The sequence below is a fragment of the Mycobacterium asiaticum genome (genome assembly GCF_001673315.1).
In the GTDB taxonomy this organism is placed as follows: domain Bacteria; phylum Actinomycetota; class Actinomycetes; order Mycobacteriales; family Mycobacteriaceae; genus Mycobacterium; species Mycobacterium asiaticum_B.
The window spans coordinates 1-21968 of record NZ_LZLQ01000048.1 but is presented as its reverse complement, the minus strand read 5'-3'; the positions used below and the strand labels follow the sequence as shown (position 1 = coordinate 21968).

Annotated in this window: 19 protein-coding genes and 2 pseudogenes; 12 read left to right on the top strand and 9 right to left on the bottom strand. The window is 66.0% G+C overall.

What is annotated here, in order from left to right; genetic code table 11:
- Positions 1-47: 47 nt before the first annotated feature.
- A complete protein-coding gene (locus A5636_RS07315) occupies positions 48-2009 on the bottom strand; it encodes a heavy metal translocating P-type ATPase (protein ID WP_065158028.1) in 1962 nt (653 codons plus the stop codon).
- Between the two features lie 90 nt (positions 2010-2099).
- Here A5636_RS07315 and A5636_RS07310 point away from each other — a divergent pair, with 90 nt between their 5' ends.
- The 6 genes from A5636_RS07310 (at position 2100) to A5636_RS07285 (ending at position 8098) form a co-directional block, all read left to right on the top strand.
- Positions 2100-2441, top strand: coding sequence for an ArsR/SmtB family transcription factor (locus tag A5636_RS07310; RefSeq protein ID WP_065158027.1), 342 nt, complete (start codon positions 2100-2102; stop codon positions 2439-2441).
- Positions 2442-2821: 380 nt separating this feature from the next.
- The gene (locus A5636_RS07305) at positions 2822-3970 is read left to right on the top strand and encodes a YncE family protein (protein ID WP_065158026.1); all 1149 of its coding nucleotides are present in this window, start codon (positions 2822-2824) and stop codon (positions 3968-3970) included.
- Positions 3971-4086: 116 nt separating this feature from the next.
- Positions 4087-5718, top strand: a complete 1632-nt coding sequence (locus A5636_RS07300; RefSeq protein WP_065158025.1) for a long-chain fatty acid--CoA ligase — start codon at positions 4087-4089, stop codon at positions 5716-5718.
- 154 nt (positions 5719-5872) lie between these two features.
- Positions 5873-6346 (top strand): SRPBCC family protein, encoded by a 474-nt coding sequence (locus A5636_RS07295; RefSeq protein WP_065158024.1) that lies wholly within the window; start codon positions 5873-5875, stop codon positions 6344-6346.
- A 4-nt stretch (positions 6347-6350) separates the two neighbouring features.
- Positions 6351-7232, top strand: a complete 882-nt coding sequence (locus A5636_RS07290) for a class II glutamine amidotransferase (protein ID WP_065158023.1) — start codon at positions 6351-6353, stop codon at positions 7230-7232.
- 11 nt (positions 7233-7243) lie between these two features.
- Complete coding sequence (locus tag A5636_RS07285; RefSeq protein ID WP_065158022.1) at positions 7244-8098, top strand: patatin-like phospholipase family protein; 855 nt, start codon at positions 7244-7246, stop codon at positions 8096-8098.
- Here the strand turns inward: A5636_RS07285 and A5636_RS07280 are convergent, their stop codons facing one another.
- Both A5636_RS07280 and A5636_RS07275 read right to left on the bottom strand, forming a co-directional pair.
- Positions 8099-9154, bottom strand: coding sequence for a patatin-like phospholipase family protein (locus tag A5636_RS07280; protein ID WP_065158031.1), 1056 nt, complete (start codon positions 9152-9154; stop codon positions 8099-8101).
- 92 nt (positions 9155-9246) lie between these two features.
- On the bottom strand, positions 9247-9693 hold the full coding sequence (locus A5636_RS07275; protein WP_172827174.1) for a lipoprotein LpqV: 447 nt from the start codon (positions 9691-9693) through the stop codon (positions 9247-9249).
- Positions 9694-9807: 114 nt separating this feature from the next.
- Here A5636_RS07275 and A5636_RS07270 point away from each other — a divergent pair, with 114 nt between their 5' ends.
- Together A5636_RS07270 and A5636_RS07265 are read left to right on the top strand one after the other, a co-directional pair.
- On the top strand, positions 9808-10395 hold the full coding sequence (locus A5636_RS07270; protein ID WP_081287654.1) for a cysteine dioxygenase: 588 nt from the start codon (positions 9808-9810) through the stop codon (positions 10393-10395).
- On the top strand, positions 10395-10787 hold the full coding sequence (locus tag A5636_RS07265) for a rhodanese-like domain-containing protein (RefSeq protein ID WP_065158021.1): 393 nt from the start codon (positions 10395-10397) through the stop codon (positions 10785-10787). The genes A5636_RS07270 and A5636_RS07265 overlap by 1 nt, the downstream gene beginning before the upstream one ends.
- Here the strand turns inward: A5636_RS07265 and A5636_RS07260 are convergent.
- From A5636_RS07260 to A5636_RS07250, 3 genes are read right to left on the bottom strand one after another with little or no spacing between them, the layout of a single operon-like run.
- On the bottom strand, positions 10784-12541 hold the full coding sequence (locus tag A5636_RS07260; RefSeq protein WP_065158020.1) for an alpha/beta hydrolase: 1758 nt from the start codon (positions 12539-12541) through the stop codon (positions 10784-10786). The two genes, A5636_RS07265 and A5636_RS07260, sit on opposite strands and share 4 nt — an antisense overlap.
- Positions 12538-13311, bottom strand: coding sequence for an enoyl-CoA hydratase (locus A5636_RS07255; protein WP_065158019.1), 774 nt, complete (start codon positions 13309-13311; stop codon positions 12538-12540). Before A5636_RS07255 ends, A5636_RS07260 begins: the two co-directional genes overlap by 4 nt.
- A 38-nt stretch (positions 13312-13349) precedes the next feature.
- Complete coding sequence (locus tag A5636_RS07250; protein ID WP_065158018.1) at positions 13350-14399, bottom strand: enoyl-CoA hydratase/isomerase family protein; 1050 nt, start codon at positions 14397-14399, stop codon at positions 13350-13352.
- Between the two features lie 227 nt (positions 14400-14626).
- Here A5636_RS07250 and A5636_RS07245 point away from each other — a divergent pair, with 227 nt between their 5' ends.
- Together A5636_RS07245 and A5636_RS07240 are read left to right on the top strand one after the other, a co-directional pair.
- Positions 14627-15457 (top strand): Bax inhibitor-1/YccA family protein, encoded by an 831-nt coding sequence (locus tag A5636_RS07245; protein WP_065158017.1) that lies wholly within the window; start codon positions 14627-14629, stop codon positions 15455-15457.
- Positions 15458-15657: 200 nt separating this feature from the next.
- Complete coding sequence (locus A5636_RS07240) at positions 15658-16512, top strand: hypothetical protein (protein WP_065158016.1); 855 nt, start codon at positions 15658-15660, stop codon at positions 16510-16512.
- Between the two features lie 136 nt (positions 16513-16648).
- On the opposite strand, the gene A5636_RS07235 is transcribed toward A5636_RS07240, so the two are convergent.
- Together A5636_RS07235 and A5636_RS07230 are read right to left on the bottom strand one after the other, a co-directional pair.
- Positions 16649-17866, bottom strand: coding sequence for an acetyl-CoA C-acetyltransferase (locus tag A5636_RS07235; protein ID WP_065158015.1), 1218 nt, complete (start codon positions 17864-17866; stop codon positions 16649-16651).
- A 379-nt stretch (positions 17867-18245) separates the two neighbouring features.
- Positions 18246-19059 (bottom strand): annotated as a pseudogene (locus A5636_RS07230) (SGNH/GDSL hydrolase family protein); the annotation flags it as partial.
- A gap of 222 nt (positions 19060-19281) precedes the next feature.
- Here A5636_RS07230 and A5636_RS07225 point away from each other — a divergent pair.
- Both A5636_RS07225 and A5636_RS07220 read left to right on the top strand, forming a co-directional pair.
- Positions 19282-20349 (top strand): alpha/beta hydrolase, encoded by a 1068-nt coding sequence (locus tag A5636_RS07225; RefSeq protein WP_065158013.1) that lies wholly within the window; start codon positions 19282-19284, stop codon positions 20347-20349.
- Positions 20350-20395: 46 nt separating this feature from the next.
- The gene (locus A5636_RS07220; protein WP_065158012.1) at positions 20396-21790 is read left to right on the top strand and encodes a cystathionine beta-synthase; all 1395 of its coding nucleotides are present in this window, start codon (positions 20396-20398) and stop codon (positions 21788-21790) included.
- A 112-nt stretch (positions 21791-21902) separates the two neighbouring features.
- On the opposite strand, the pseudogene A5636_RS27830 reads toward A5636_RS07220, so the two are convergent.
- Positions 21903-21968 (bottom strand): annotated as a pseudogene (locus tag A5636_RS27830) (hypothetical protein); the annotation flags it as partial.

Genomic DNA, 21968 nt, shown 5'->3' with positions numbered 1-21968 from the left:
CGACATCGTGGTTGACGGTCGTGCCCTGTCTCGGCCAAGCACCCACTTCAGCTGACGCCGGCCCAGGCGCGGTCGCGCAGTAGTCGTAATCCGTTGAGCCCGACCAGGACCGTGGACCCTTCGTGGCCTGCGACGCCGAGGGGCAGGGGCAGGTGTCCGAGCAGGTCCAAAACGACGAGCACGACGATGAACGTGGCGGCGATCACCAGGTTCGCGTTCACCACGCGGCGCGCCCGGCGGGCCAGGGCCACGATCGCGGGCAGTGCGGCCAGATCGTCCCGAGTGATCACGACGTCGGCGATCTCTAACGCTAGATCGGATCCGGTGCGACCCATCGCGACCGCAACCTGGGCGGCCGACATTGCCGGCGCGTCGTTGACGCCGTCCCCGACGAACATGACCCTGGCTCCGTCTGCTTCCAGGCGGCGCACGATGCGCATCTTGTCCTCGGGGAGCAGGGACGCGAGCACGTGGGTGATCCCCACGTCGGCCGCGAGACGCCCGGCGGCGCGCGGATTGTCGCCGGTGAGCAGTAATAGCGTTGCTCCGGTGAGTGTTTCGAGCCGTGCAACAGCCCCGGCGGCTCCGTCACGCGGATGATCGCTCAGCTCGAGCACCCCCGCAGTGACACCGTTGACGCGCACGATCACCGCCGTGCTGCCGGCCGATTCGCAGACACGTACCGTGTGCTGGGCCGCGAAGTCACCGGCGTCGGCGAGTAACACCGGGCTGCCGACCTCCACGACTTCATCTTCGACCCGGGCGCGAATGCCGCGTCCGGGCGCGTACGTGAACGCCGCCACTGGCCGGAGCGGGAGGTCAGCCCGTCGCGCGGCTGCCACGATGGCGCGCGCCAGGGGGTGCTCGGACGGACGCTCCGCGGAGGCGGCCAACACCAGCAAATCGCTGTCGCCGAATCTCGCCACCGGCAATGGGTGGATTCCGATGAGTGTTGGTGTTCCCCAGGTCAGGGTGCCGGTCTTGTCGAGTGCGACGCGGTTTACGGCAGCGATCTTTTCCAGCACCACCGCCGATTTGACGAGTACACCGTGGCGGCCGGCGTTGGCGATCGCCGCCAACAGCGGCGGCATGGTGGACAACACGAGCGCGCAGGGGGAGGCAACGATCATGAAGGTCATGGCACTAAGCAGCGCAGCACGCAGGTCCGCACCCAGCAGCAGCGGGATCGATAGCAAACCGACGGTCGCGGCCACCATGAGCACCGAGTAACGCTGTTCGACCCTCTCAATGAACAGCTGGGTACGAGCTTTGCTGGCGCTGGCCTCGACCACCATGCCCGCGATGCGGCTGATGACCGTGTCGGCGCTCGGGCGCTGCACGCGGACTCGCAATGTTCCTGTGCCATTGATCGTGCCGGCGAAAACTTCGTCACCGACGGTTTTGTCGACAGGCAGGGGTTCGCCGGTGATGCTGGCCTGGTCGACTTCGCTGGCGCCATCGAACACCACCCCATCGCCACCGATTCGTTCGCCGGGTCGAATCAGCAACACGTCGCCGACGTCCAGCACCGCGGTGTCGACAAATTCTTCGTCGCCGGACTCGGTGATCCGTGTGGCCGTATCGGGGGCCAGGCTTAACAATCCGCGCACGGAGTCCTCGGTCCGTTTCGTAGCCAGGGCTTCCAAGGCTCCGGAGGTGGCAAAGATGACGATGAGCAATGCCCCGTCAAAGATCTGACCGATGGCGGCGGCGGCGAGCGCCGCGAAAACCATAAGCAGGTCGACGTCAAGTACCTTGTGTCGCAACGCTTTCAGGCCGTCCGTCGCCGGCTGCCTGCCCCCCGCCACGTAGCAGGTCAGGTACAACGCCCCATAGAGCCAGGCCGGCCCGCCGAGGCTATGGGCCACCGCGCCGAGGCCGAAAAGTCCGCCGGCACTGAGCGCGCAGCGGACTTCGGAGAGTGACCAGGCGCTGAGTGGCGGAGCCTGCTGGAAGGCGATCGGCTTGGCATTGCGCCGCGCGGTGCCTCCGATTCGACCTGATGCCATCCGGTTAATATAACTGCGTATGTGTGTAGCTATGCAGGTGGCTTTGCAAATAGCTGTCTGAGTGCACATGCCACCGGTATCGTTGACGGCGTGCATTCGTCGATCGCCGACTTCTCGATGCCCTCCGAGGAGCAGGTGACCCGTGCTGCGGACATATTTCGCATGTTGAGCGACCCGACTCGGGTCAGGCTGCTGTGGGCGCTGCTGCATGGCGAGACGTCGGTGGCTTGCCTGGCCGAGTTGGCCAATGTTCCGCCCACCGGTGTCAGTCAGCACCTGGCGAAGCTCCGGCTCGCCGGGCTGGTCAAGACCCGCCGGGAAGGAACCTTCGTCTACTACTCGCCCGCCGACCAGAACGTCCTTCGCGTGCTCAGCCAGGCATTATTGGGTGCAGACACCAGCATTCTGGAGACTAACGCGGCTAAAAGCTGACCGGACTTAGCCGCGACACGCCGGCGGCGCGCTGTGACATATACCTCGTTACTCGGGTAAAGAATAAGAGTTTCTTATTCGCGCCCCACCGGCAGCATCTGCGTGTATTAGCTGTGTCACCAAAACCACTGTTGAAACGACAAGTGATAGTTCGCCAAATTGCAAACGTTCAGATATGTATCACGCGATTCCTGAGTGCAGAATAAGTGTGCATAGTGATGTGGGTAACAACAACCAAATTGAAATCTTTCGGGTCGAAATAGTGCCGCTAAAATTGTCACAAAACGCGGGTCAAAACAGCCGTAGTCGCTGTTGCGCGCTTTAGCCGGGTGCGGTCTGCCGGTCCGGTGACCTGCCGAAACAACAAAGGTGGTGCAAGTATGAGCCTCGTACACGATGTGAACGGCCGGGAACCAAACGTCCTCGAGCATGCGGTCGCAGTCCAGATCACCGTCGGCAAAGGCGCCATCAGTGGCATCGCTGCCGCTCGTGACGGCCGTCGGCTGCTGGTCACCAACTACGGCGGCGACAGCGTCTCGCTCATCGACACCCGCACCTGCCGGGAGATCGAGACTATCGCCGGATTGGACGAACCGTTCGCGATCGGCATCGACGAGACCGCCAACCGCGCCTACGTCACCACCGTGACCCCTGCTTACGACGTCATCCAGGTTGTCGACCTCACCACCAACTCCGTCGTCGGGTCCCACGCGGTGGCGCTGAGCATCAGTGACCTGACGGTGAGCGCCGACGGCAAGCACGTCTACGCCAGCCGTAACGGTGCCCACGGTGCCGACCTCGCCGTCATGGACACCGCGACCGAGCGGTTCGAGGTGATAGGTATCGCCAACACCCCAGGGACCACCACCGAGTGCGTTCGCGTCAGTCCCGACGGAGGTCGTGTGTACGTCGGGGTCAACGGCCCCGCCGGCGGCCAGTTGGTCGTGATCGAGACCGGCAAATCGTCCGAGACGACCTCCGATCGCGCGGAACGCGCACGCTGGCGCCGTAAGGTCAGGCAGCCGGCCGTCCCGCAGCACACGACGCCGCGGATCATCAGCACGATCGACGTCGGCACGGCGGTCCGTGACGTCGCTATCAGCCCCAACGGAGGCCTCGTCTACGTCGCCAGCAGCGGCCCGGACTTCGCGGTGCTCGACGTGGTGGACACCCGGACCAACAAGATCACCAACACTCGCAAGATCGGCGAGATCACGGGCGTGCTGACCAGGCTGACCATCGGCGCCGACGGCCGACGCGCATACCTGGTCAGCGACGACAGCGTCACCATGTTGTGCACGCTCACCCAGGACGTCATCGACTCGGTGAACGTCGGAACTCAACCGTCGTGCGTCGTTGAAAGCAGCGACGGCAGGTACCTTTACATCGCCGACTACTCCGGCGCCGTCACCATGGCGCCGATCGCCGAGGACACCGAAACGGGCTTCGAACAGATCGCGCTGGAAAGCAAGCGCCCCGCGGACCTGATCGTGCCCGACATGCTGCAATACGACGCCGCCTTGGTCTAGCGCCAGTCGAGCGCGGGCCGGTGCGGCCCGATGAACTGCATCGCGCGGCGCGGGGCTAACATTCGCCTCACGGGACTGAAAGGTGCTGCGTCGAGACGCGTGAGGGCGGTACACCCATGTACAGCACGATGCAGGAATTTCCGCTGACGATCACCGCGATCATGCGGCACGGGTGCGGCGTCCACGGCGCCCGCGAGGTGATCACCGCCACCGGCGACGGATACCGCCACACGACCTACCGCGAGCTCGGTGGGCAAGCCGCCCGATTGGCAAATGCGTTGCGCCGCCTCGGCATAACCGGCGATGAACGGGTCGCCACCTTTATGTGGAACAACGCCGAACACCTGGCGGCCTACCTGGCGGTGCCGTCCATGGGTGCGGTGTTGCACACCCTGAACATCCGACTGTTCGCGGAGCAGATCGCCTACGTCGCCCACGAAGCCGAGGACCGGGTCTTGCTGGTGGACCTGTCGCTTACCAAGCAGCTGGCGCCGGTGCTGGCCGATCTCGACACCGTGCACACCGTGATCGCGGTCGGCGCAGGCGACCTCACGGCACTGGAGGAAGCCGGTAAGACGGTGGTGCGTTACGACGAGATAATCGACGGCGAGTCACCCGAATTCGACTGGCCGTCAATCGACGAAAACGCTGCGGCGGCCATGTGTTACACGAGCGGCACCACCGGCAACCCCAAAGGCGTTGTGTACAGCCACCGTTCGAGCTTCCTGCACACGATGGCCGCCTGCACCACCAACGGAATCGGAGTCGGCTCCAGCGACCGGTTGCTGCCGATCGTGCCGATGTTCCACGCCAACGGATGGGGATTGCCGTATGCGGCGCTGATGGCCGGCGCAGACCTGGTGCTGCCGGACCGCCACCTCGACGCCCCGTCGCTGATCCACATGGTCGAGACGTTGCGTCCCACGCTTGCCGGTGCGGTGCCGACGATTTGGAACGACGTCATGCATCACCTGGAAAGGGAGCCGGGCCACGACATGTCCTCGTTGCGCATGGTTGCCTGCGGCGGTTCGGCCGTCCCGGAATCACTGATGCGTACCTTCGAGGACAAGCACGACGTCCAGATCCGGCAACTGTGGGGCATGACCGAGACATCGCCACTGGCCACCATGGCCTGGCCGCCACCGGACATTCCGTCCGACCAGCACTGGGCGTTCCGGGCGACCCAGGGCCAACCGGTCTGCGGCGTGGAGGCCCGCATCGTCGACGACAACGGCGCCGTGCTGCCCAACGACGGCAAAGCGGTCGGCGAGGTGGAAGTGCGCGGGCCATGGATCACCGGTTCCTACTACCGGGTGCAGGACGACGCCAAGTTCGACTCCGGATGGCTGCGCACCGGCGACGTCGGCCGTATCGACGAGCGGGGTTTCATCACCCTGACCGACCGCGCCAAGGACGTCATCAAATCCGGCGGTGAATGGATCTCGTCAGTCGAGTTGGAGAACTGCCTGATCGCGCACCCGGATGTGGTTGAGGCTGCGGTGGTTGGCGTTCCCGACGAGCGCTGGCAGGAACGGCCACTGGCCGTCGTCATCCCCCGCGAAGGCACCCACCCCACCGCCGCTGATCTGCGAAAGTATCTGGCGGACAAAGTTGTTCGGTGGTGGTTGCCGGAACGGTGGGCATTCGCAGACGAAATACCGCGAACCAGCGTGGGCAAGTACGACAAGAAGGCCATCCGGTCCCGCTACGCCGAGGGTGCCTACGATGTCGCCGAGGCACACAACTAACCCCGGGCGGGGCACCTCGCCCCCTCGCGAGCAGACGCAGAATCGCGCTACTGCGCGCCGATCGGTGCGATCCTGCGACTGCTCGCGGGGCGAAAGGATTGACAAGGGTTGACAAGGCTTGACAAGGATTGACAAGGATTGACAAGGATTCAAAATGGCACGGTCCGTCACAGTTCAACAATCACGCGCGATACCCGTCTCGGTCGAAAACGCATTCTCCGGCGCGCTGGCCACACCACTGCCCGTGATCTGTTCGCAGTGGTACGGGGTCATCCCGCCGATCAAGCAGGTGCATGATCAGGACGACCCGTGGGGCGCGGCCGGGCAAACCCGCACCCTGGTCATGGTCGGGGGTGGCCAGGTGCACGAAACGCTGACCGACGTGGATCCGCCAAAGTCGTTCTCCTACACGCTCTCTGAAATCAGAGGGCCGCTGTCGACGCTGGTCAGCACGGTCGACGGGGAATGGTCATTCACGCCGGCCGGCACCGGGACCCGGGTGAACTGGCGTTGGACACTGCATCCCAAGTCGGCTGGCGCGGCGCCGCTGCTACCCGTGTTCGGCAAAATGTGGAAGGGCTACGCGCGGGTGGTGCTGGAGAAGCTGTCGGCGGAACTGGTCGATTAACGCTGTGTGCCGTCTCTTTGGTCTACACGCCGGCACCGAAGTGGTTACCGCCACGTTCTGGTTGCTGGACGCGCCCGACAGTCTCGCGAAGCAGAGCCGCAAGAACCCCGACGGTACCGGGCTCGGAGTGTTCGACGAACACGGCCGGCCGCGGCTGCACAAGGAACCGATCGCCGCTTGGCGGGACGCTAGGTTTGCTTTCGAGGCGCACCAGCTGACCGGCACCACGTTCATCGCGCATGTCCGGTATGCGACGACGGGGTCGCTCGACGTGCGCAATACCCACCCGTTCCTGCAGGACGGCCGAATCTTCGCGCACAACGGGATGATCGAGGGCCTGGACGTCGTCGACGCGCGACTCCGCGAGCTCGGCACCTACGACCTGCTGTTGGGCCAGACCGATTCCGAGCGGGTGTTCGCTTTGATCACCGCCGGCATCCGTGCTCAAAATGGTGACGTCTCAGCCGGTTTGATAGAGGCCGTCAGCTGGCTCGCCGCGAACGTCCCCGTCTACGCTCTCAATATCCTGCTGTGCATGGGCACCCAGATGTGGGCGCTGCGGTACCCGGACACCCATCAACTGTTCATGCTGGACCGCCGTCACGACGGTGAACCCGATTTCGATCTGTCCACCAGCCGGATCCACGCACAGAGCGAGGTGCTGACCGAGCGGTCGTCCGTGGTGTTCGCCACCGAACCGATGGACGACGACCCCCACTGGTGCCTGCTCGAACCGGGCGAACTGGTTTACGTCGACGCCGCGCTGAACATCACCCGCACCGTCGTCCTTCCTGACCCGCCCCGCACGCTGGTGCGCAGGGATGATCTGAGCCAGCCGGTCTTTCGCGCGCAGCACGCTATGCCGGGCACCCGGCACCTCCCGTAACGTAAACAGTTGTGACAACCAGACGAGCGCTTGTGCTGGCCGGCGGCGGAGTAGCGGGAATTGCCTGGGAGACAGGGGTTTTGCGAGGCATCGCGGACGAGTCCCCGCAGGCCGCCCGCAGGCTGCTGCAGTCGGACGTGCTGGTGGGTACATCGGCGGGTTCGACGGTCGCGGCGCAACTCGGCAGCGGCTGGACGCTGGACGCGCTTTTCGAGCGACAGACGGCCGAGGCGTCGGCCGAGATAAACCCCGGCGTCGACATCGAACGCATCACCGAACTATTCCTGGATGCCTTGCGTGGACCCGCGGATACGAAGGGCCGGCTGCAACGCATCGGTTCGGTGGCGTTGGCCACCGAAACCGTTGCCGAGCCCGTGCGGCGTGAGGTGATCGCCCAGCGCCTGCCGTCCCATGAATGGCCGGACCAGCTGCTGCGGGTTACCGCAATCGACACCGCGACAGGCGAATTCGTGGTGTTCGACCGGGAATCCGGCGTCAGCCTGGTGGATGCGGTTGCCGCGAGTTGCGCGGTACCCGGCGCGTGGCCGCCGGTCACCATCGACGGTCGGCGCTACATGGATGGCGGCGTCAGGAGCACCGTCAACGTGGATGTGGCGGACGACTGCGACGAGGCGGTGGTGTTGGTGCCCTCCGGCGCGGACGCGCCGTCGCCGTTCGGGCCGGGACCGGCGGCCGAAATAGCCGGCTTTGCCGGCCAGACATTCACCGTGTTCGCCGACGGAGACTCGCTGGCGGCCTTCGGAGATAACCCGCTGGATCCGCAGTGCCGAGTCGGCTCGGCTAACGCGGGACGCGCGCAGGGCCGCCGCGAAGCCGAGGCCGTCGCACGTTTCCTCGGTCTTTGATCAACCTTCGATCGCCGGTTGCGCATCGTCGATGCGGTCGGTGCTTTCGAACGCATCCAGAGCGCGAGCGGCCAGCGTCCGGCCGGTGCCGATGACCTCGACCGCGCGGTGGAATTCCAGACTGCGGCAGGTGGTGCGCGGCACCTCGATCAGCAGGTCGGGCGGATAAGCGGCCAGAATGTGGCGGGCCAAGGCGGACTGCGCGATGTCGATGGTCCGGTTCATCACGTCGAAGCCGCCGAGGCGCGGGATCTCGGGTACGGCGAGGTCGTCGCCCCGGCCGTTCGGTGCGTCCGAGTCGTCTTCGAGGTCCGGGATGGTCGCGCCGAACCGGCCCAGAACCGCTCGGGCCGTAGGCCGGTCCAGCAGGGCCTTGGCGGCGTTGGTGTCGAACAGCGCCGTGGTGCTGCGCAGCATCCGGTTCAACCACTCGACGGTGGCTCCGGGTTCGGCGTCGCGGGTGGCGCCGGGCTCGCTGCCGTTGAGGCTCACCGCGATGGTCAGGTCGGCGTTGATGGCGGCGATCGGCGCCATCGGTAGCGGGTCCAGGATGCCGCCGTCGGCAAGCAGCCGTCCGTCGACCTCGTGCGGTGCGATCACCCCAGGGATCGCGATCGACGCACGGATGGCTTCGTCGACTGGCCCCCGCTGGAACCACACCGACTTCCCGGTCAGCAGGTCGGTGGCGACCGCGGTGTAGGGGATGGCCAGTTGCTCGATAGTCACCGGGCCGAGGATGTCCCGGACGGCATCCAGAATCTTCTCCGCGCGCAGGACGCCCGCGGCGGTCAACGACGGGTCGAGCAATCGCAGAATGGTGCGCTGGGTCAGCGACTTCGCCCAGTCCGCCAGCTCGTCGAGCCGGCCCGCCGCCTGGACCCCGCCCACCAGCGCACCCATCGACGAGCCCGCGATCCCGACGATGTCGTAGCCGCGGGCCTGCAATTCCTGGATCACGCCGATATGGGCGTAACCGCGGGCGCCGCCGCTGCCCAAGGCCAACGCGACGCGAGTTCCCGAAGAGCCCCGCGGACGCAGCGGTGTCGGTCCAGACATTCCCTCATTCTGCTTGGCGGGACGGCGTCCGGCGAGCTGGCCGACACTTTTGCGCACCCCTGATCCGAATTCCGCGCAGACGCCGGCAGCCGTCAGCCGCACTCGGCTCGGGCGGCCGCTTGCGCCGCGACGATCACGGCCGCCTGCCGAGCCGGCGTCAGATCCGCCCAGCGATGATTCCAGGCGCCGGCAACACCCGTTCCGGACGCCTGGACCATCTGCAGGTAGGGCTCGATCAGCACCTCCCCGGTGCTTCCCTGGGTGTCCATCCACTCCTTCGCGGCATGGCAGGCCTGGAAATACTCCTCTTCAGTCGACTCCGCGGGCGCATCGACACGGGTGGTGATACCACCGGGAGAAACCCCGATGGCGCCCGCAGGCAGCGAACTGGTGGAGCCGGACGGACGCGCCGAGGAGGAACTCGCGGTGCCGCCCCCGCCGCCCGTCGAACACCCGGCGACGGCCCACAAACAGACCGGCACGATCAGGAACCACGTAGGCACTCTCAGTTGCCGGGCAGATGGCCGGTGCAAGCGCATAGCTCCCAATCTATGCAACACTGCTGCCATGCAGGAGTGGTTCGGACTTTGCGAGTGTTGTCGGCCCTGACGCCGCCGCTCGCCCTGTCCCTTTCACACTCCGGAGTTCTCGTTATGGCTGTTTCGTTTGCCGCTTCCAATGCCGCGTCTCACACACTGACCTTGCCCGCGCCGGGACCCACCCGGTTGCGGGTGCCCGATCTGTTGCATGCCACCGACCAAGCCGCCGACGACGTACTGAGTGGGCGGTGCGACCACCTGCTGCCGAGAACCGGTGTGCCGGTCGACGAACGGTGGTTCACTCGCATTCACGGCGACGAAGAGCTCGACATCTGGCTGATCAGTTGGGTTCCCGGTCACCCGACCGAGCTGCACGACCACGGCGGTTCACTGGGCGCGCTGACTGTGCTGTCCGGATCACTCAGCGAATTCCGCTGGGATGGAAGGAAACTGCGGCGCCGCCGACTCGACGCCGGTGATCAGGCCGGCTTCCCGCTCGGCTGGGTGCATGACGTGGTGTGGGCGCCCCGACCTGTCGAGACTCCCGTGCGGGTGATGACGCCCAAGGCGGCGATCGAACCCACTCTGAGCGTGCACGCCTACTCGCCGCCGTTGACCGCAATGTCCTACTACGAGATCACCGAGCGCAATATGTTGCGTCGCCAGCGCACCGAACTGACCGACCACCCCGAAGGACCCTGATGAGCCGTATCGACGGAGTGCTGGAAGCGGCCCGGCGCCGGTACCGCCGTCTGCCCGCCGACGACGTGCCTGAGGCCCTGCGCGGTGGGGCGGTGCTCGTCGACATCCGACCGCAGGCGCAGCGCGCCCGCGAGGGCGAGGTGCCGGGAGCGTTGGTGATCGAACGCAACGTGCTGGAGTGGCGCTGCGACCCGACCAGTGCTGCCCGCATACCCGAGGCCGTCGACGACGACGTCAGGTGGGTGATTGTCTGCTCGGAGGGCTACACCTCGAGTTTGGCGGCGGCGGCGCTGCTGGACCTCGGCCTGCACCGCGCCACCGACGTCATCGGCGGCTACCACGCGCTGGCTGCCGCGGGTGTGCTGCGCGATGTGGAACCGGCGCGCCGCTAGCCGCCGGCGGAACTGTCGCCCGAGGAACCCTCCAAAGTGACGTCCGCGTGCAGCAACGGGCGCAGCCGCTGCGTCTTGGCCGGCGTCCACCCCGGCGGCGACAGCACCGCAGCCCAGCCGTCGGCCACGTTGGCAACGTAGCGGTGACCGTGACCGTCCGGTACGTCGACCGCCACAGCCATGTCGGCGGACACCTGCAGAAACGTGACCAATGGAATCCAGCGCATCTCCGGTAGCACGTCGTATCCGCGTTTCTCCCGCAGCCAATCCGGTTCGCTGAACAGCAAGTCGGGTGTCCACCAGGCGATCGGGTCGGACGCGTGCTGCAGGTACACCACCCGCGGATGGTCCCATGGCCGTTTCGGGCGGTCCAGGTTGTCTGAGTGCGCGACAAACCGCACATTGCGGCCGTCGTCGTAGATCGGCAACCACTGCGGCGACCCGGAGTCACGGGTCCTCGTCAGCTGGGTCCAGATGGTGTTCTGGAAGGTGGGTCCGCTGAACAGGGCGCCGTCGGTGCGGGCGATCACGTTGTTGAGGCTCATGAAGGGCGCCTCGCCGCCGAACGAGCCCAGGCTCTCGCCGAACACCACGAGTTTGGGGCGTTTGAATTCCGGCATCTGCCGGACCATCCTGTCGACCGCCTCGAACAGGGCTTGGCCGGCATGACGCGCGTTCTCCTTGTCGACCAGGAACGACAACCAGCTCGGCAGGAATGAGTACTGCATGCTGACGATCGCGGTGTCGCCGTTGTACATGTACTCCAGCGCCGACGCTTCTGCCTCGTTGATCCACCCGGTGCCGGTGGTGGTTGCCACCGCGACAACGGCGCGCTGCAGGCCCCCGGTGCGCAGCAATTCCCGGGCGGCCAGCTCCGCCGCGGCGTCGATGCCGGTAGCGGAATCCAGCCCGGCATAGGCCCGGATCGGCTCCATGGCCGGGGCGCCGTTAAAGGCGGTCAGGCTTTTCATCGAGGGCCCGCCCGCGACGAAGATCCGACCCTGGTGGCCCAGTGAGTCCCACGACACCACCGACTCGGGGCCGCCCGAGCGCAGTTTGGTCTTCGGCGGCGCGATGTCCGGATCCATCTCGTTGTTGACCGACGCGAACGTGTCGTTCAGGGAACGCATCGCGATCTTGAGCACCACGCCGTTGAGCAGGCTGACGGTCAGCAACATCAGCGCGATAACCACGATGGCTGCCGACACCCGAAAGGGTGCAATCCGATCTACTTGTGCCACAAGTAGATTGACCAGCCAACGAACAAACTTCCCGATCTCGACCAGCGCGAACAAGACGATCATCGCCAACGCCGCGGTATAGGGGTACTCGTACCACTTCAGGTGCTCCACACCCATCATGTCGCGCACGTCGTCCTGCCAGACATGGAACCGGATGGACATCACCCCGACCCCGATCGCCCCGACCACGATCAGCGGTGGCCACGCCCAGCCCGGCGCCGGGGGAGAGGAGTTCCGCGAACGTAGCCAGCGGACCAACCAGACGGCGAACACGCCCAACCCGTAACCGATGGCCCCCGAGCACCCGCTGACCACACCCTGGAACAGCGGCCCGCGGGGCAACAGCGACGGGGTAAGCGACAGCCACACGAAGATCAACCCGAGCAGCGTTCCGGTGTAGGTGTAATTGCGGACCCACCACCGTCCCCGAGAAAGAGGGGCCCGGGTGTTCTCCGGAGCGGCCGGGTCGTCGGCCGCTTCTTCGCCCGTGGCGACGGTGGTGGAACCGCTCATCGGTGGCTGAAATCGGGCGGCCGCTTCTCGATGAAGGCCGCCATCCCTTCGGACTGGTCGTCGGTGGCAAAGGTCGAGTGAAAGAGCCGGCGTTCGTAGAGCAGCCCCTCGGCCAGCGTCGATTCGAAGGCGCGATTGACGGCCTCCTTGGCCATCCGCGCCGACGGAAGCGACATCTGAGCGATGTCGTTGGCGACCGACTTGGCCTCGGTCAGCAGATCGTCGGCGGGCACCACGCGCGAAACCAGGCCGCTGCGTTCGGCTTCCGCGGCGTCGATAGTGCGTCCGGTCAGGATCAGGTCCATCGCTTTGGCCTTGCCGATGGCCCGGGTCAGCCGCTGCGAGCCGCCCATGCCTGGGATCACGCCGAGCTTGATCTCGGGCTGGCCGAATTTGGCGGTGTCGGCGGCGATCAGCAGGTCGCACATCATCGCCAGCTCACAGCCACCGCCCAGCGCGTACCCGGCAACGGCGGCGATAGTCGGGGTGCGCACGGCGGCCAGCTTGCCCCAGGGCGCGAAGAAGTCGGCGCCGAACGCCTCGGCAAAGGACAGTTCGGCCATCTCCTTGATGTCTGCTCCAGCGGCGAACGCCTTGGCCGAACCGGTGATGATGATCGCCCCGATACCGTCGTCAGCATCCAATTCGGTTGCGGCGCTGGTGACTTCATTCATCACCTGGCTGTTGAGCGCGTTCAGTGCCTTGGGCCGGTTCAGCGTGATGATGCCGACTCGTTCCTCGCGTTCGACGAGGATGGTTTCGTATGCCATGCCTGTCCTTTCCGGCCCTTTCCGGCCTTTCCGGCTCGCTAGAACGTCAGATCGTCGTCGACCGGCTCGAAATAGGAGCCCACGTCCGCAACGGTGACCTCGGCCAGGTCGGCCGGCGACCACTTCGGGTTGCGGTCTTTGTCGACCAGTTGCGCGCGGATACCTTCCACCAGGTCGTGCGAGCGTAGCGAGGCCGAAGACACCCGATAATCCTGCACCAGAACGTCTTCCAGCGTTTCCAGCTCGCCGGCCCGCCGCACCGCCTCGAACGTCACGGACAGCGCGATGGGGGAGCGCGTAGCGATCAGGGCGGCGGCCTCGTTGGCCTGGCCGGCACTGTGGCTTCGCAACGCGGCCACGATATCGACCACGCTGCCCGCCGAGTAGCACTCGTCAATCCATTCGCGTTGCGCCGCAAGCTCACTCGGCGGCGGCTCGGTCGCGTGACGAGCCAGCGCGCCCTCGACGCCGTCGGTGGCGATTGAAGCGGTGAACGCGTCGAGTTCCTTGTGCGGCACGTAGTGGTCGGCGAACCCGAGCGCGATGGCGTCCGCACCGTTGAACGGCGCACCGGTCAGCGCGGCGTGCAGGCCGAGCTTGCCCGGGGTCCTGGCCAGCAGGTACGCGCCGCCGACATCGGGGATGAATCCGATGCCGACCTCAGGCATCGCGATCTTCGCGGTGTCGGTCACCACCCGGGTGTTCGCGTGAGCGCTGACCCCGACGCCGCCGCCCATCACGATGCCGTCCATCAGCGCCACGTACGGCTTGGCGAACCGCCCGATCCGACCGTTGAGCAGATACTCGTCGCGCCAGAACCGTCGCGCCTCGGCCCCGTCTTTGCGGGCGCTGTGATAGATGGCGACCACGTCGCCGCCGGCACACAGGCCGCGTTCCCCGGCCCCGGCGAGCACCACCGCGTTTATCGAGTCGTCACGTTCCCAGCGGACGAGGACGCTGCTGAGCAGGTCCACCATCGTCTGGTTCAGCGAGTTGATCGCTTTGGGGCGATTGAGGGTCACATAGCCGACGTTGCCTTCGACGCGGGTCAGGACCTCGTCGGATTCCCCTGTTACGGCCCCTGTCAACGCTCATCTCCCCTCACCGGAATCCGGTAAATATGCCGACTCACAGCTGCTCATGAGTTTGACGAGCAATCTAATTCGTTACTCGCTCGGCGATGCCCGCGGGGCTAAGGTTAGGGTGCTGTACCACCCAGAAAACAGCAGCTCCGCTGGGAACTCGGTCGGAATGCTGCTCGTTGAGCAGTTGTTCGCACAGCTCGAAACCACAGCATCTAAGAGAGGATCCGACGGTGCGGGAGACAAGTAACCCCGTATTTCGCTCCCTGCCTAAGCAGGCGGGCGGGTATGCGCAATTCGGCACAGGCGTGCAGACCGGCTACCCGGCTGACCCCTACGCCCCCTACCAGCAAGGCAGGGTCTCGCGGCCGCTGACCATCGACGACGTCGTAACCAAGACCGGCTTGACGCTGGCCATGCTGTCCACGACGGCCGTTGTTTCCTACTTCCTGGTTGCCACGAACCTCAAGCTCGCGATGCCGCTCACCATGGTGGGTGCGTTCGGCGGCCTGGCGTTGGTGCTGGTCGCCACGTTCGGCCGCAAGCAGGACAACCCGGCGATCGTGCTGAGCTACGCAGCACTTGAAGGCTTGTTCCTGGGTGCCATCTCGTTCCTGTTGGCCAACTTCTCGGTGGGCTCCGCCAATGCGGGTGTGCTGATCGGCGAGGCCGTCCTGGGCACGTTGGGTGTGTTCTTCGGAATGCTGGTTGTCTACAAGACGGGCGCCATCCGGGTTACCCCCAAGTTCACCCGGATGCTGGTCGCCGCGATGTTCGGCGTGCTGGTCCTGATGCTCGGCAACTTCGTGCTGGCGCTGTTCCACGTCGGCGGCGGCGAGGGCCTGGGCCTGCGCAGTGCCGGCCCGATCGGCATCATCTTCTCGCTGGTGTGCATCGGCATTGCCGCCTTCAGCTTCCTGATCGACTTCGACGCGGCCGACCAGATGATCCGTGCCGGAGCGCCGGAGAAAGCCGCCTGGGGCATCGCACTAGGGCTGACGGTGACGCTGGTCTGGCTATACCTGGAGATTCTGCGACTGCTCAGCTATCTGCAGAACGATTAATTCCTTACGGGCAAAGCCGGCACGCCTATGGCGTGCCGGCTTTTCTTTTGCGCTGGCGCGTTGGTGCCAAGGCGCCTTTGCCCGCCCGCGCCTAGGCGTCGGCGCGTTGACTCTGCGGCCATGGCGCGGGTTACTCGCACTTTTGCGCCCTGAACGCAGAATCAGCCGGCTCTGTCGGTGCGGGCTGAAACCATGCCGCAATGGCATACGGAAGGCATCCGTTTATCGGCAGCGAAGCGCTTTCCGCGGGCGAACTCAGCAGGCACGAGTTGCGCAAGTATTACCGCGCCATCATGCCGAATGTCTACCTGGACAAGCGCGTCGAGCCGTCCCTGCAACAACGCACCGCGGCGGCGTGGTTGTGGTCACGCCGGGAGGCGGTGATCGCCGGTGCCGCGGCGTCGGCAATGCACGGGTCGAAGTGGATCGACCCCGGCGTGTCTATCGAATTGATTTGGCGCAACGCTCGCACGCCGCCGCACGTGGTGTCGCGCGCTGACCTCTTGCTAGACAGCGAGTTCCAACCGCTGAACGGTCTCTGTGTGACGACGCCCGAACGGACCGCATTCGACCTGGGCCGCCGCGGCAAGTTGGGTCGAGCCGTGGCCGATCTTGACGCGCTGGCCACCGCCACTGATTTCAACGTTTCCGACGTATTGGAACTCGCGGCGCGGCATCGGCACACCCGAGGCCTGCGGCAACTCCACACGGCGCTGGACCTGGTGGACGGCGGCGCTCAGTCCCCGAAAGAAACGTGGTTGCGGCTGCTACTGATCAGTGCGGGTTTTCCGAAACCGCGGACTCAGATCCCGGTGTTGGGTGGTGACGGTCTTCCCCGGTACTTCCTCGACATGGGCTGGGAGGACGTCATGGTGGCCGCCGAGTACGACGGCGTCCAGCACTGGACCGACCCAGCCCAGTACGCGTGGGACGTCGATCGGCAGGAGTTCATCGACAGCGTCGGCTGGACCGTCATCAGAGTGGTCTCAAGGCATCACCCCAGCGAGGTAATCCGACGGGTCAAACGCGCCTGGGATGCTGCGACAAGCCACTGACTCTGCGCTGACGGCGTGCACTACTCGCAGTTTTGCACCGTGAGCGCAGAGTCAGTGCCGAAAGTGCACCGTGAGCGCAGAGTCAGTGCCGAAAGTGCGCCGTGAGCGCAGAGTCAGCGCCGAGAGCGCCGGAAGACTAGGACAGTCGCTCGATCACCATCGCCATGCCTTGGCCGCCACCGACACACATGGTCTCCAGGCCGAACGTCTTGTCGTGCGTAGTGAGGTTGTTCAGCAGCGTGGCGGTGATTCGCGCGCCCGTCATACCGAACGGGTGGCCGAGCGCGATCGCGCCGCCGGAGACATTCAGCTTGTCCTCGTCGATGCCCAGTTCGCGGGCCGAACCGAGCACCTGCACCGCGAAAGCCTCGTTGATCTCGAACAAGTCGATGTCGTTGACCGACATGCCGGCACGGGCCAGCGCCTGCTTGGACGCCTCGATCGGGCCCAGACCCATGATCTCCGGAGACAGGCCGCTGACGCCGGTGGCCACGATGCGCGCCAGAGGAGTCAGGCCGAGCGCCTTGGCCTTTGCGTCGCTGGTGATCACCACGGCGGCGGCGCCATCGTTGAGGGGGCAGGCGTTGCCCGCGGTCACCGTGCCATTCGGCCGGAACACCGGCTTGAGCTCACTGATCTTTTCGTAGGTCGTCCCCGCCCGAGGGCCGTCGTCCGTGGTGACGGTGCTGCCATCCGGCAAGGTCACCGGAGCGATCTCGCGCTCGAAGAACCCGTTCTTGATCGCCTCCTCGGCCCGGTTCTGGCTACGCACTCCCCAGTGGTCCTGGTCCTCGCGGCTGATGCCAGTCAGCAACGCGACATTCTCGGCGGTCTGTCCCATGGCGATGTAAATGTCGGGCAGGTTCCCGTCGGCACGCGGGTCGTGCCATTCATCGGCACCTGCGGCTGCGGCGGTCGAGCGTTCCTGAGCCGAGTCGTACAGCGGGTTCTTGGTGTCCGGCCAGCCGTCGGCGTTGCCCTTGCCGAACCGGGACACCGTCTCCACACCCGCGGAAATGAAGGCGTCGCCCTCGCCGGCCTTGATGGCGTGGAAGGCCATACGCGTGGTTTGCAGGGACGACGAGCAGTACCGGTTGACCGTGGTGCCCGGCAGGAAGTCGTAGCCCAAGGCCACCGCAACGACGCGGGCGATGTTGAAGCCCGACTCGCCACCGGGCTGACCGCAACCCATGATCAGGTCGTCGATTTGGTGCGGGTTCAACGCCGGCACCTTGTCGAGCGCGGCGCGCACCATCTGGGCGGCCAGATCGTCGGGCCGGATGTCCTTCAGCGAACCTTTCATGGCGCGCCCGATCGGTGAGCGGGCAGTTGAAACGATGACGGCTTCCGGCATGGGGGCTCCTCCAATGAACGTGGCGAAGCCCAATCTAGCCCGCTGACGATGCGCGCCGGGACGGCGGGCTGAGGAGGTGGGCAATCGGGTCTAGCCCGGTGACGATGCGCGCTGGGACGGCGGGCTGAGGAGGTGGGCAATCGGGTCTAGCCCGGTGACGATGCGCGCCGGGACGGCGGGCTGAGGAGGTGGGCAATCCGGTCTAGCCCGCTGACGATGCGCGGGTTCAGCAGTCGGGTGCGGGGCTAACTCAGCGCGGCGGCGGCCGCCGCGCCCGTCGCCACGGGCCTACGCCACAGCTTCGCGGCCAGCGCGCGCCGACTGCGGCGGGCGTTGGCCACCACATCGGCAGACGGCAATTCCGGCGGCGAAGTCCCGATCTTCTCAGCCAGCGCCTCACGCAGCGCCCCGAGCAGCTGTTCGGCCGCTTCGGCGTATCCAGCCGCGGACGGATGGTAGCGATCGGCGGAGAACATCAGGTCGGGCATCTCACGGAACTTGGGCGCCACGAGGTGAGCAAATGGAACCGGCACCCCGCCGGCCGCCCGGACGGCGGCGGCCTGCGCGCGGGCAAGTCGCAAACCGCGCGTGCGGGCGACCGAGCGCAGCGGCTGCGGTATCGCGGTGACGAGTCCGAAGTCCGGACAGGTCCCGACGACGACGACCGCACCGCGGTTGCGCAGTTTGCGCACCGACAAACCCAACCGCTGCGCCGACGGTGCGATCCCGTTGAGCGCAGTGATGTCGTTGGCGCCGATCATGATCACCGCGACATCGGGCGGTGGTCCCGCCACGAACATGGCGTCGACTTGGCCAAGTACGCCCTTGGACGTGGCGCCGACGATGGCCTTGGTGCTCAGCCTGATCCGCAGCCCGGTCTGGTCGGCGAGTGTGCGGGCGATGACTACGCCCGGCACCTCTTCGGCGGTGGCGCAGCCGTAACCGGTCGCCGTCGAGTCGCCGAAGACCATCAGGTGCAGATCGAAAGGGGTCCCGCTGCGCCAACGCTGCACCGGCCCACCGCCGGGGCTGTATACGCCGTCCGCGCGAGGCGGCGCCTCCGAGTTCTTCGGTATCACGGTGCGCACATGGATCGCCTGACCCACCAGCAGGTTGCGTGCGCCCAGATAGGCCGAGCCTGTCGAGGCGAGTGCGCCCGCTGTGGCCAGAGCGATCGTTGAGCGCCGCGGCACGTGCATGCCCACAGGAATGAGTTTAGGACGGTTGTGCTGATTTCGGGGGTAGCTGAGGAACAAACCGGTTACGGTGTGAAACAGATGCGGTATCGAAGGTGAATAAAAGAATGTTGAGTGGGTAAAGGGCTGTCAAGCTAAGTCGACGAGGTTGTTGAACCAACTACTCAGCTTCTTCGTCACATGCTGTATCGGACTACAACGGCGTAGGAAGTGTTGAGCATGACTGCACCCAGTGAGGTTTCTGGCGCACCCAGAGTCGCCATTCGGCCGCGCGACGCGCTCAAGGCTCGTAGACTTGAAGCCCGCAGGTTCGCGATCAGTGACGGTGCCCCCGTCGAGGTCCTCGAGTCTGGACCGAGTATTGCAGGTCGATTAGCTACGCTCGCGTCGCGCATGACGATCCGGCCTGCGTTGGCGGTTGGCAGCTACATTCCTCACGTTCCGTGGCCCTGGGGCTTGATCGACCAGGCCGCCCGCGTCCTGCTTCCGGCGACCAACACCGTCAGGGCCGAGGTGAACTTGCCGAATGCCTCTGCTCAGCTGGTTCGTGCAGCGGGCGTGCTGCCCGCGGACGGCACCCGCCGGGTGATCCTCTACCTACACGGCGGGGCGTTCCTGACCTGTGGGGCAAACTCGCATGGGCGGCTGGTCGAGGCGCTGTCTAAGTTTGCTGACGCGCCCATCCTGGTCGTCAACTATCGCCTGATGCCCAAGCATTCCATTGGCATGGCCCTCGATGACTGTCACGACGGATACCGCTGGCTGCGCCTGCTCGGCTACGACCCGGACCAGATAGTGCTGGCCGGCGACTCCGCCGGCGGCTACCTCGCACTGTCCTTGGCGCAGCGGTTGCAACGCGAGGGAGAGGAGCCCGCCGCACTGGTGGCGATCTCGCCATTGCTTCAGCTGGCAAAGGAACAAAAGCAGTCGCATCCGAATTCCAAGACGGACGCGATGTTCCCGCCAAAGGCTTTTGATGCCCTCGGGGAATTGGTTGCTAGCTGTGCGGCCAAGAATAAGGTGCACGGCAAACCCGAGGAGATTTACGAGCCGCTGGATCACATCGAGCCGGGGCTGCCGCGAACGCTGATTCACGTCTCTGGCTCCGAGGTGTTGCTGCACGACGCGCAGTTGGCGGCAAAGCGGTTGGCGGCAGCGGGTGTACCGGCGGAGGTGCGGGTGTGGCCGGGTCAGGTGCACGACTTCCAGGTCGTCGGGCCCTTGGTGCCGGAGGCGGTCCGCTCATTGCGTCAGATCGGGGAGTACATCCGCGAGGCCACCGGCTAGGGGTTACCCGAGTGCGGCGGCCGCGGCCGCCTGAGACCATAGGCGCATGCGAATCGCCCACCACCTCAGTGACCTCATCGGCGGCACGCCGCTGGTTCGCCTGAATTCCGTCGTCCCCGAGGGGGCCGGCGTCGTGGCCGCAAAGGTCGAATACCTCAACCCGGGCGGCAGCTCCAAGGACCGGATCGCGGTGAAAATGATCGACGCCGCGGAGGCCAGCGGGGCGTTGCGGCCGGGCGGGACCATCGTCGAACCGACGTCGGGCAACACGGGCGTGGGACTTGCGTTGGTCGCGCAGCGGCGCGGGTACAAGTGCGTATTCGTCTGCCCCGACAAAGTCGGGGAAGACAAACGAAACGTGTTGCGCGCCTATGGGGCCGAGGTCGTGGTGTGCCCGACGGCGGTGCCGCCCGAGGACCCGGACAGCTACTACAGCGTCTCCGACAGGTTGGTCCGTGAGATCGAGGGCGCCTGGAAGCCGGACCAGTACTCCAACCCGGAGGGCCCGGCCAGCCACTACGCGAGCACGGGCCCGGAGATCTGGGCGGACACCGACGGCAAGATCACCCACTTCGTGGCCGGCATCGGTACCGGCGGCACGATCACCGGTGCCGGCCGGTACCTCAAAGAGGTCTCTGACGGGCGCGTCCGGGTAATCGGCGCCGACCCGGAGGGATCGGTGTATTCCGGTGGCTCCGGCCGGCCGTACCTGGTCGAGGGGGTCGGAGAGGACTTCTGGCCGGCCGCTTATGACCCGACGGTGCCCGACGAGATCATCGCGGTATCGGACTCGGACTCCTTCGACATGACCAGGCGCCTGGCCCGCGAAGAAGCCATGTTGGTCGGCGGGTCGTGCGGGATGGCCGTGGTGGCGGCCCTGAAGGTGGCCGAGCAGGCCGGACCGGACGCCCTCGTCGTCGTGCTGCTGCCCGACGGTGGTCGCGGCTACATGGCCAAGATCTTCAACGATGCGTGGATGTCGTCGTACGGGTTCCTGCGCAGCCCACTGGACGGTTCGGCCACGGAGTTCACCGTCGGCGATGTGTTGCGCCGCAAGTCCGGTGCGCTGCCCGACCTGGTGCATACCCACCCGTCGGAAACCGTGCGCGACGCCATCGGCATCCTGCGTGAGTACGGCGTATCCCAGATGCCGGTGGTCGGGGCGGAGCCTCCGGTGATGGCCGGTGAAGTCGCCGGCAGCGTGTCCGAACGGGAACTTCTGTCGGCGGTCTTCGAGGGCCGGGCCAAGCTGGCCGACGCGGTGTCCCAACACATGAGCCCGCCACTGCGCCTGATCGGCGCCGGGGAATCGGTCAGCGCGGCCGGCAAGGCGCTGCGGGACTGGGACGCATTGATGGTGGTCGAGGAGGGCAAACCCGTCGGGGTGATCACCCGCTACGACCTGTTGGGCTTCCTGTCCGAAGGCACCCGGCGACGCTGATCGCTGTGACCTGGGCCTCGGTGCTCAGGTACTGTATGCGGCTTAGTTCAGCTAGTCCGCACTGGAAGGTAGCCCATGACCGATCAGCCGTCCGGCGGGTCGTACCCGCCACCGCCCCAGCCACCCGCATCTGGGATACGCCGTACTCACGCAGGATGCCGATGGCGTCGCGCACGGT

Bases quoted from the DNA above. Each gene is read 5' to 3' on its own strand.
- A5636_RS07315 (WP_065158028.1), bottom strand. From the start codon at position 2,009: ATGGCATCAGGTCGAATCGGAGGCACCGCGCGGCGCAATGCCAAGCCG.
- A5636_RS07305 (WP_065158026.1), top strand. From the start codon at position 2,822: ATGAGCCTCGTACACGATGTGAACGGCCGGGAACCAAACGTCCTCGAG.
- A5636_RS07300 (WP_065158025.1), top strand. From the start codon at position 4,087: ATGTACAGCACGATGCAGGAATTTCCGCTGACGATCACCGCGATCATG.
- A5636_RS07295 (WP_065158024.1), top strand. From the start codon at position 5,873: ATGGCACGGTCCGTCACAGTTCAACAATCACGCGCGATACCCGTCTCG.
- A5636_RS07280 (WP_065158031.1), bottom strand. From the start codon at position 9,154: ATGTCTGGACCGACACCGCTGCGTCCGCGGGGCTCTTCGGGAACTCGC.
- A5636_RS07275 (WP_172827174.1), bottom strand. From the start codon at position 9,693: ATGCGCTTGCACCGGCCATCTGCCCGGCAACTGAGAGTGCCTACGTGG.
- A5636_RS07270 (WP_081287654.1), top strand. From the start codon at position 9,808: ATGGCTGTTTCGTTTGCCGCTTCCAATGCCGCGTCTCACACACTGACC.
- A5636_RS07265 (WP_065158021.1), top strand. From the start codon at position 10,395: ATGAGCCGTATCGACGGAGTGCTGGAAGCGGCCCGGCGCCGGTACCGC.
- A5636_RS07260 (WP_065158020.1), bottom strand. From the start codon at position 12,541: ATGAGCGGTTCCACCACCGTCGCCACGGGCGAAGAAGCGGCCGACGAC.
- A5636_RS07255 (WP_065158019.1), bottom strand. From the start codon at position 13,311: ATGGCATACGAAACCATCCTCGTCGAACGCGAGGAACGAGTCGGCATC.
- A5636_RS07240 (WP_065158016.1), top strand. From the start codon at position 15,658: ATGGCATACGGAAGGCATCCGTTTATCGGCAGCGAAGCGCTTTCCGCG.
- A5636_RS07235 (WP_065158015.1), bottom strand. From the start codon at position 17,866: ATGCCGGAAGCCGTCATCGTTTCAACTGCCCGCTCACCGATCGGGCGC.
- A5636_RS07225 (WP_065158013.1), top strand. From the start codon at position 19,282: ATGACTGCACCCAGTGAGGTTTCTGGCGCACCCAGAGTCGCCATTCGG.
- A5636_RS07220 (WP_065158012.1), top strand. From the start codon at position 20,396: ATGCGAATCGCCCACCACCTCAGTGACCTCATCGGCGGCACGCCGCTG.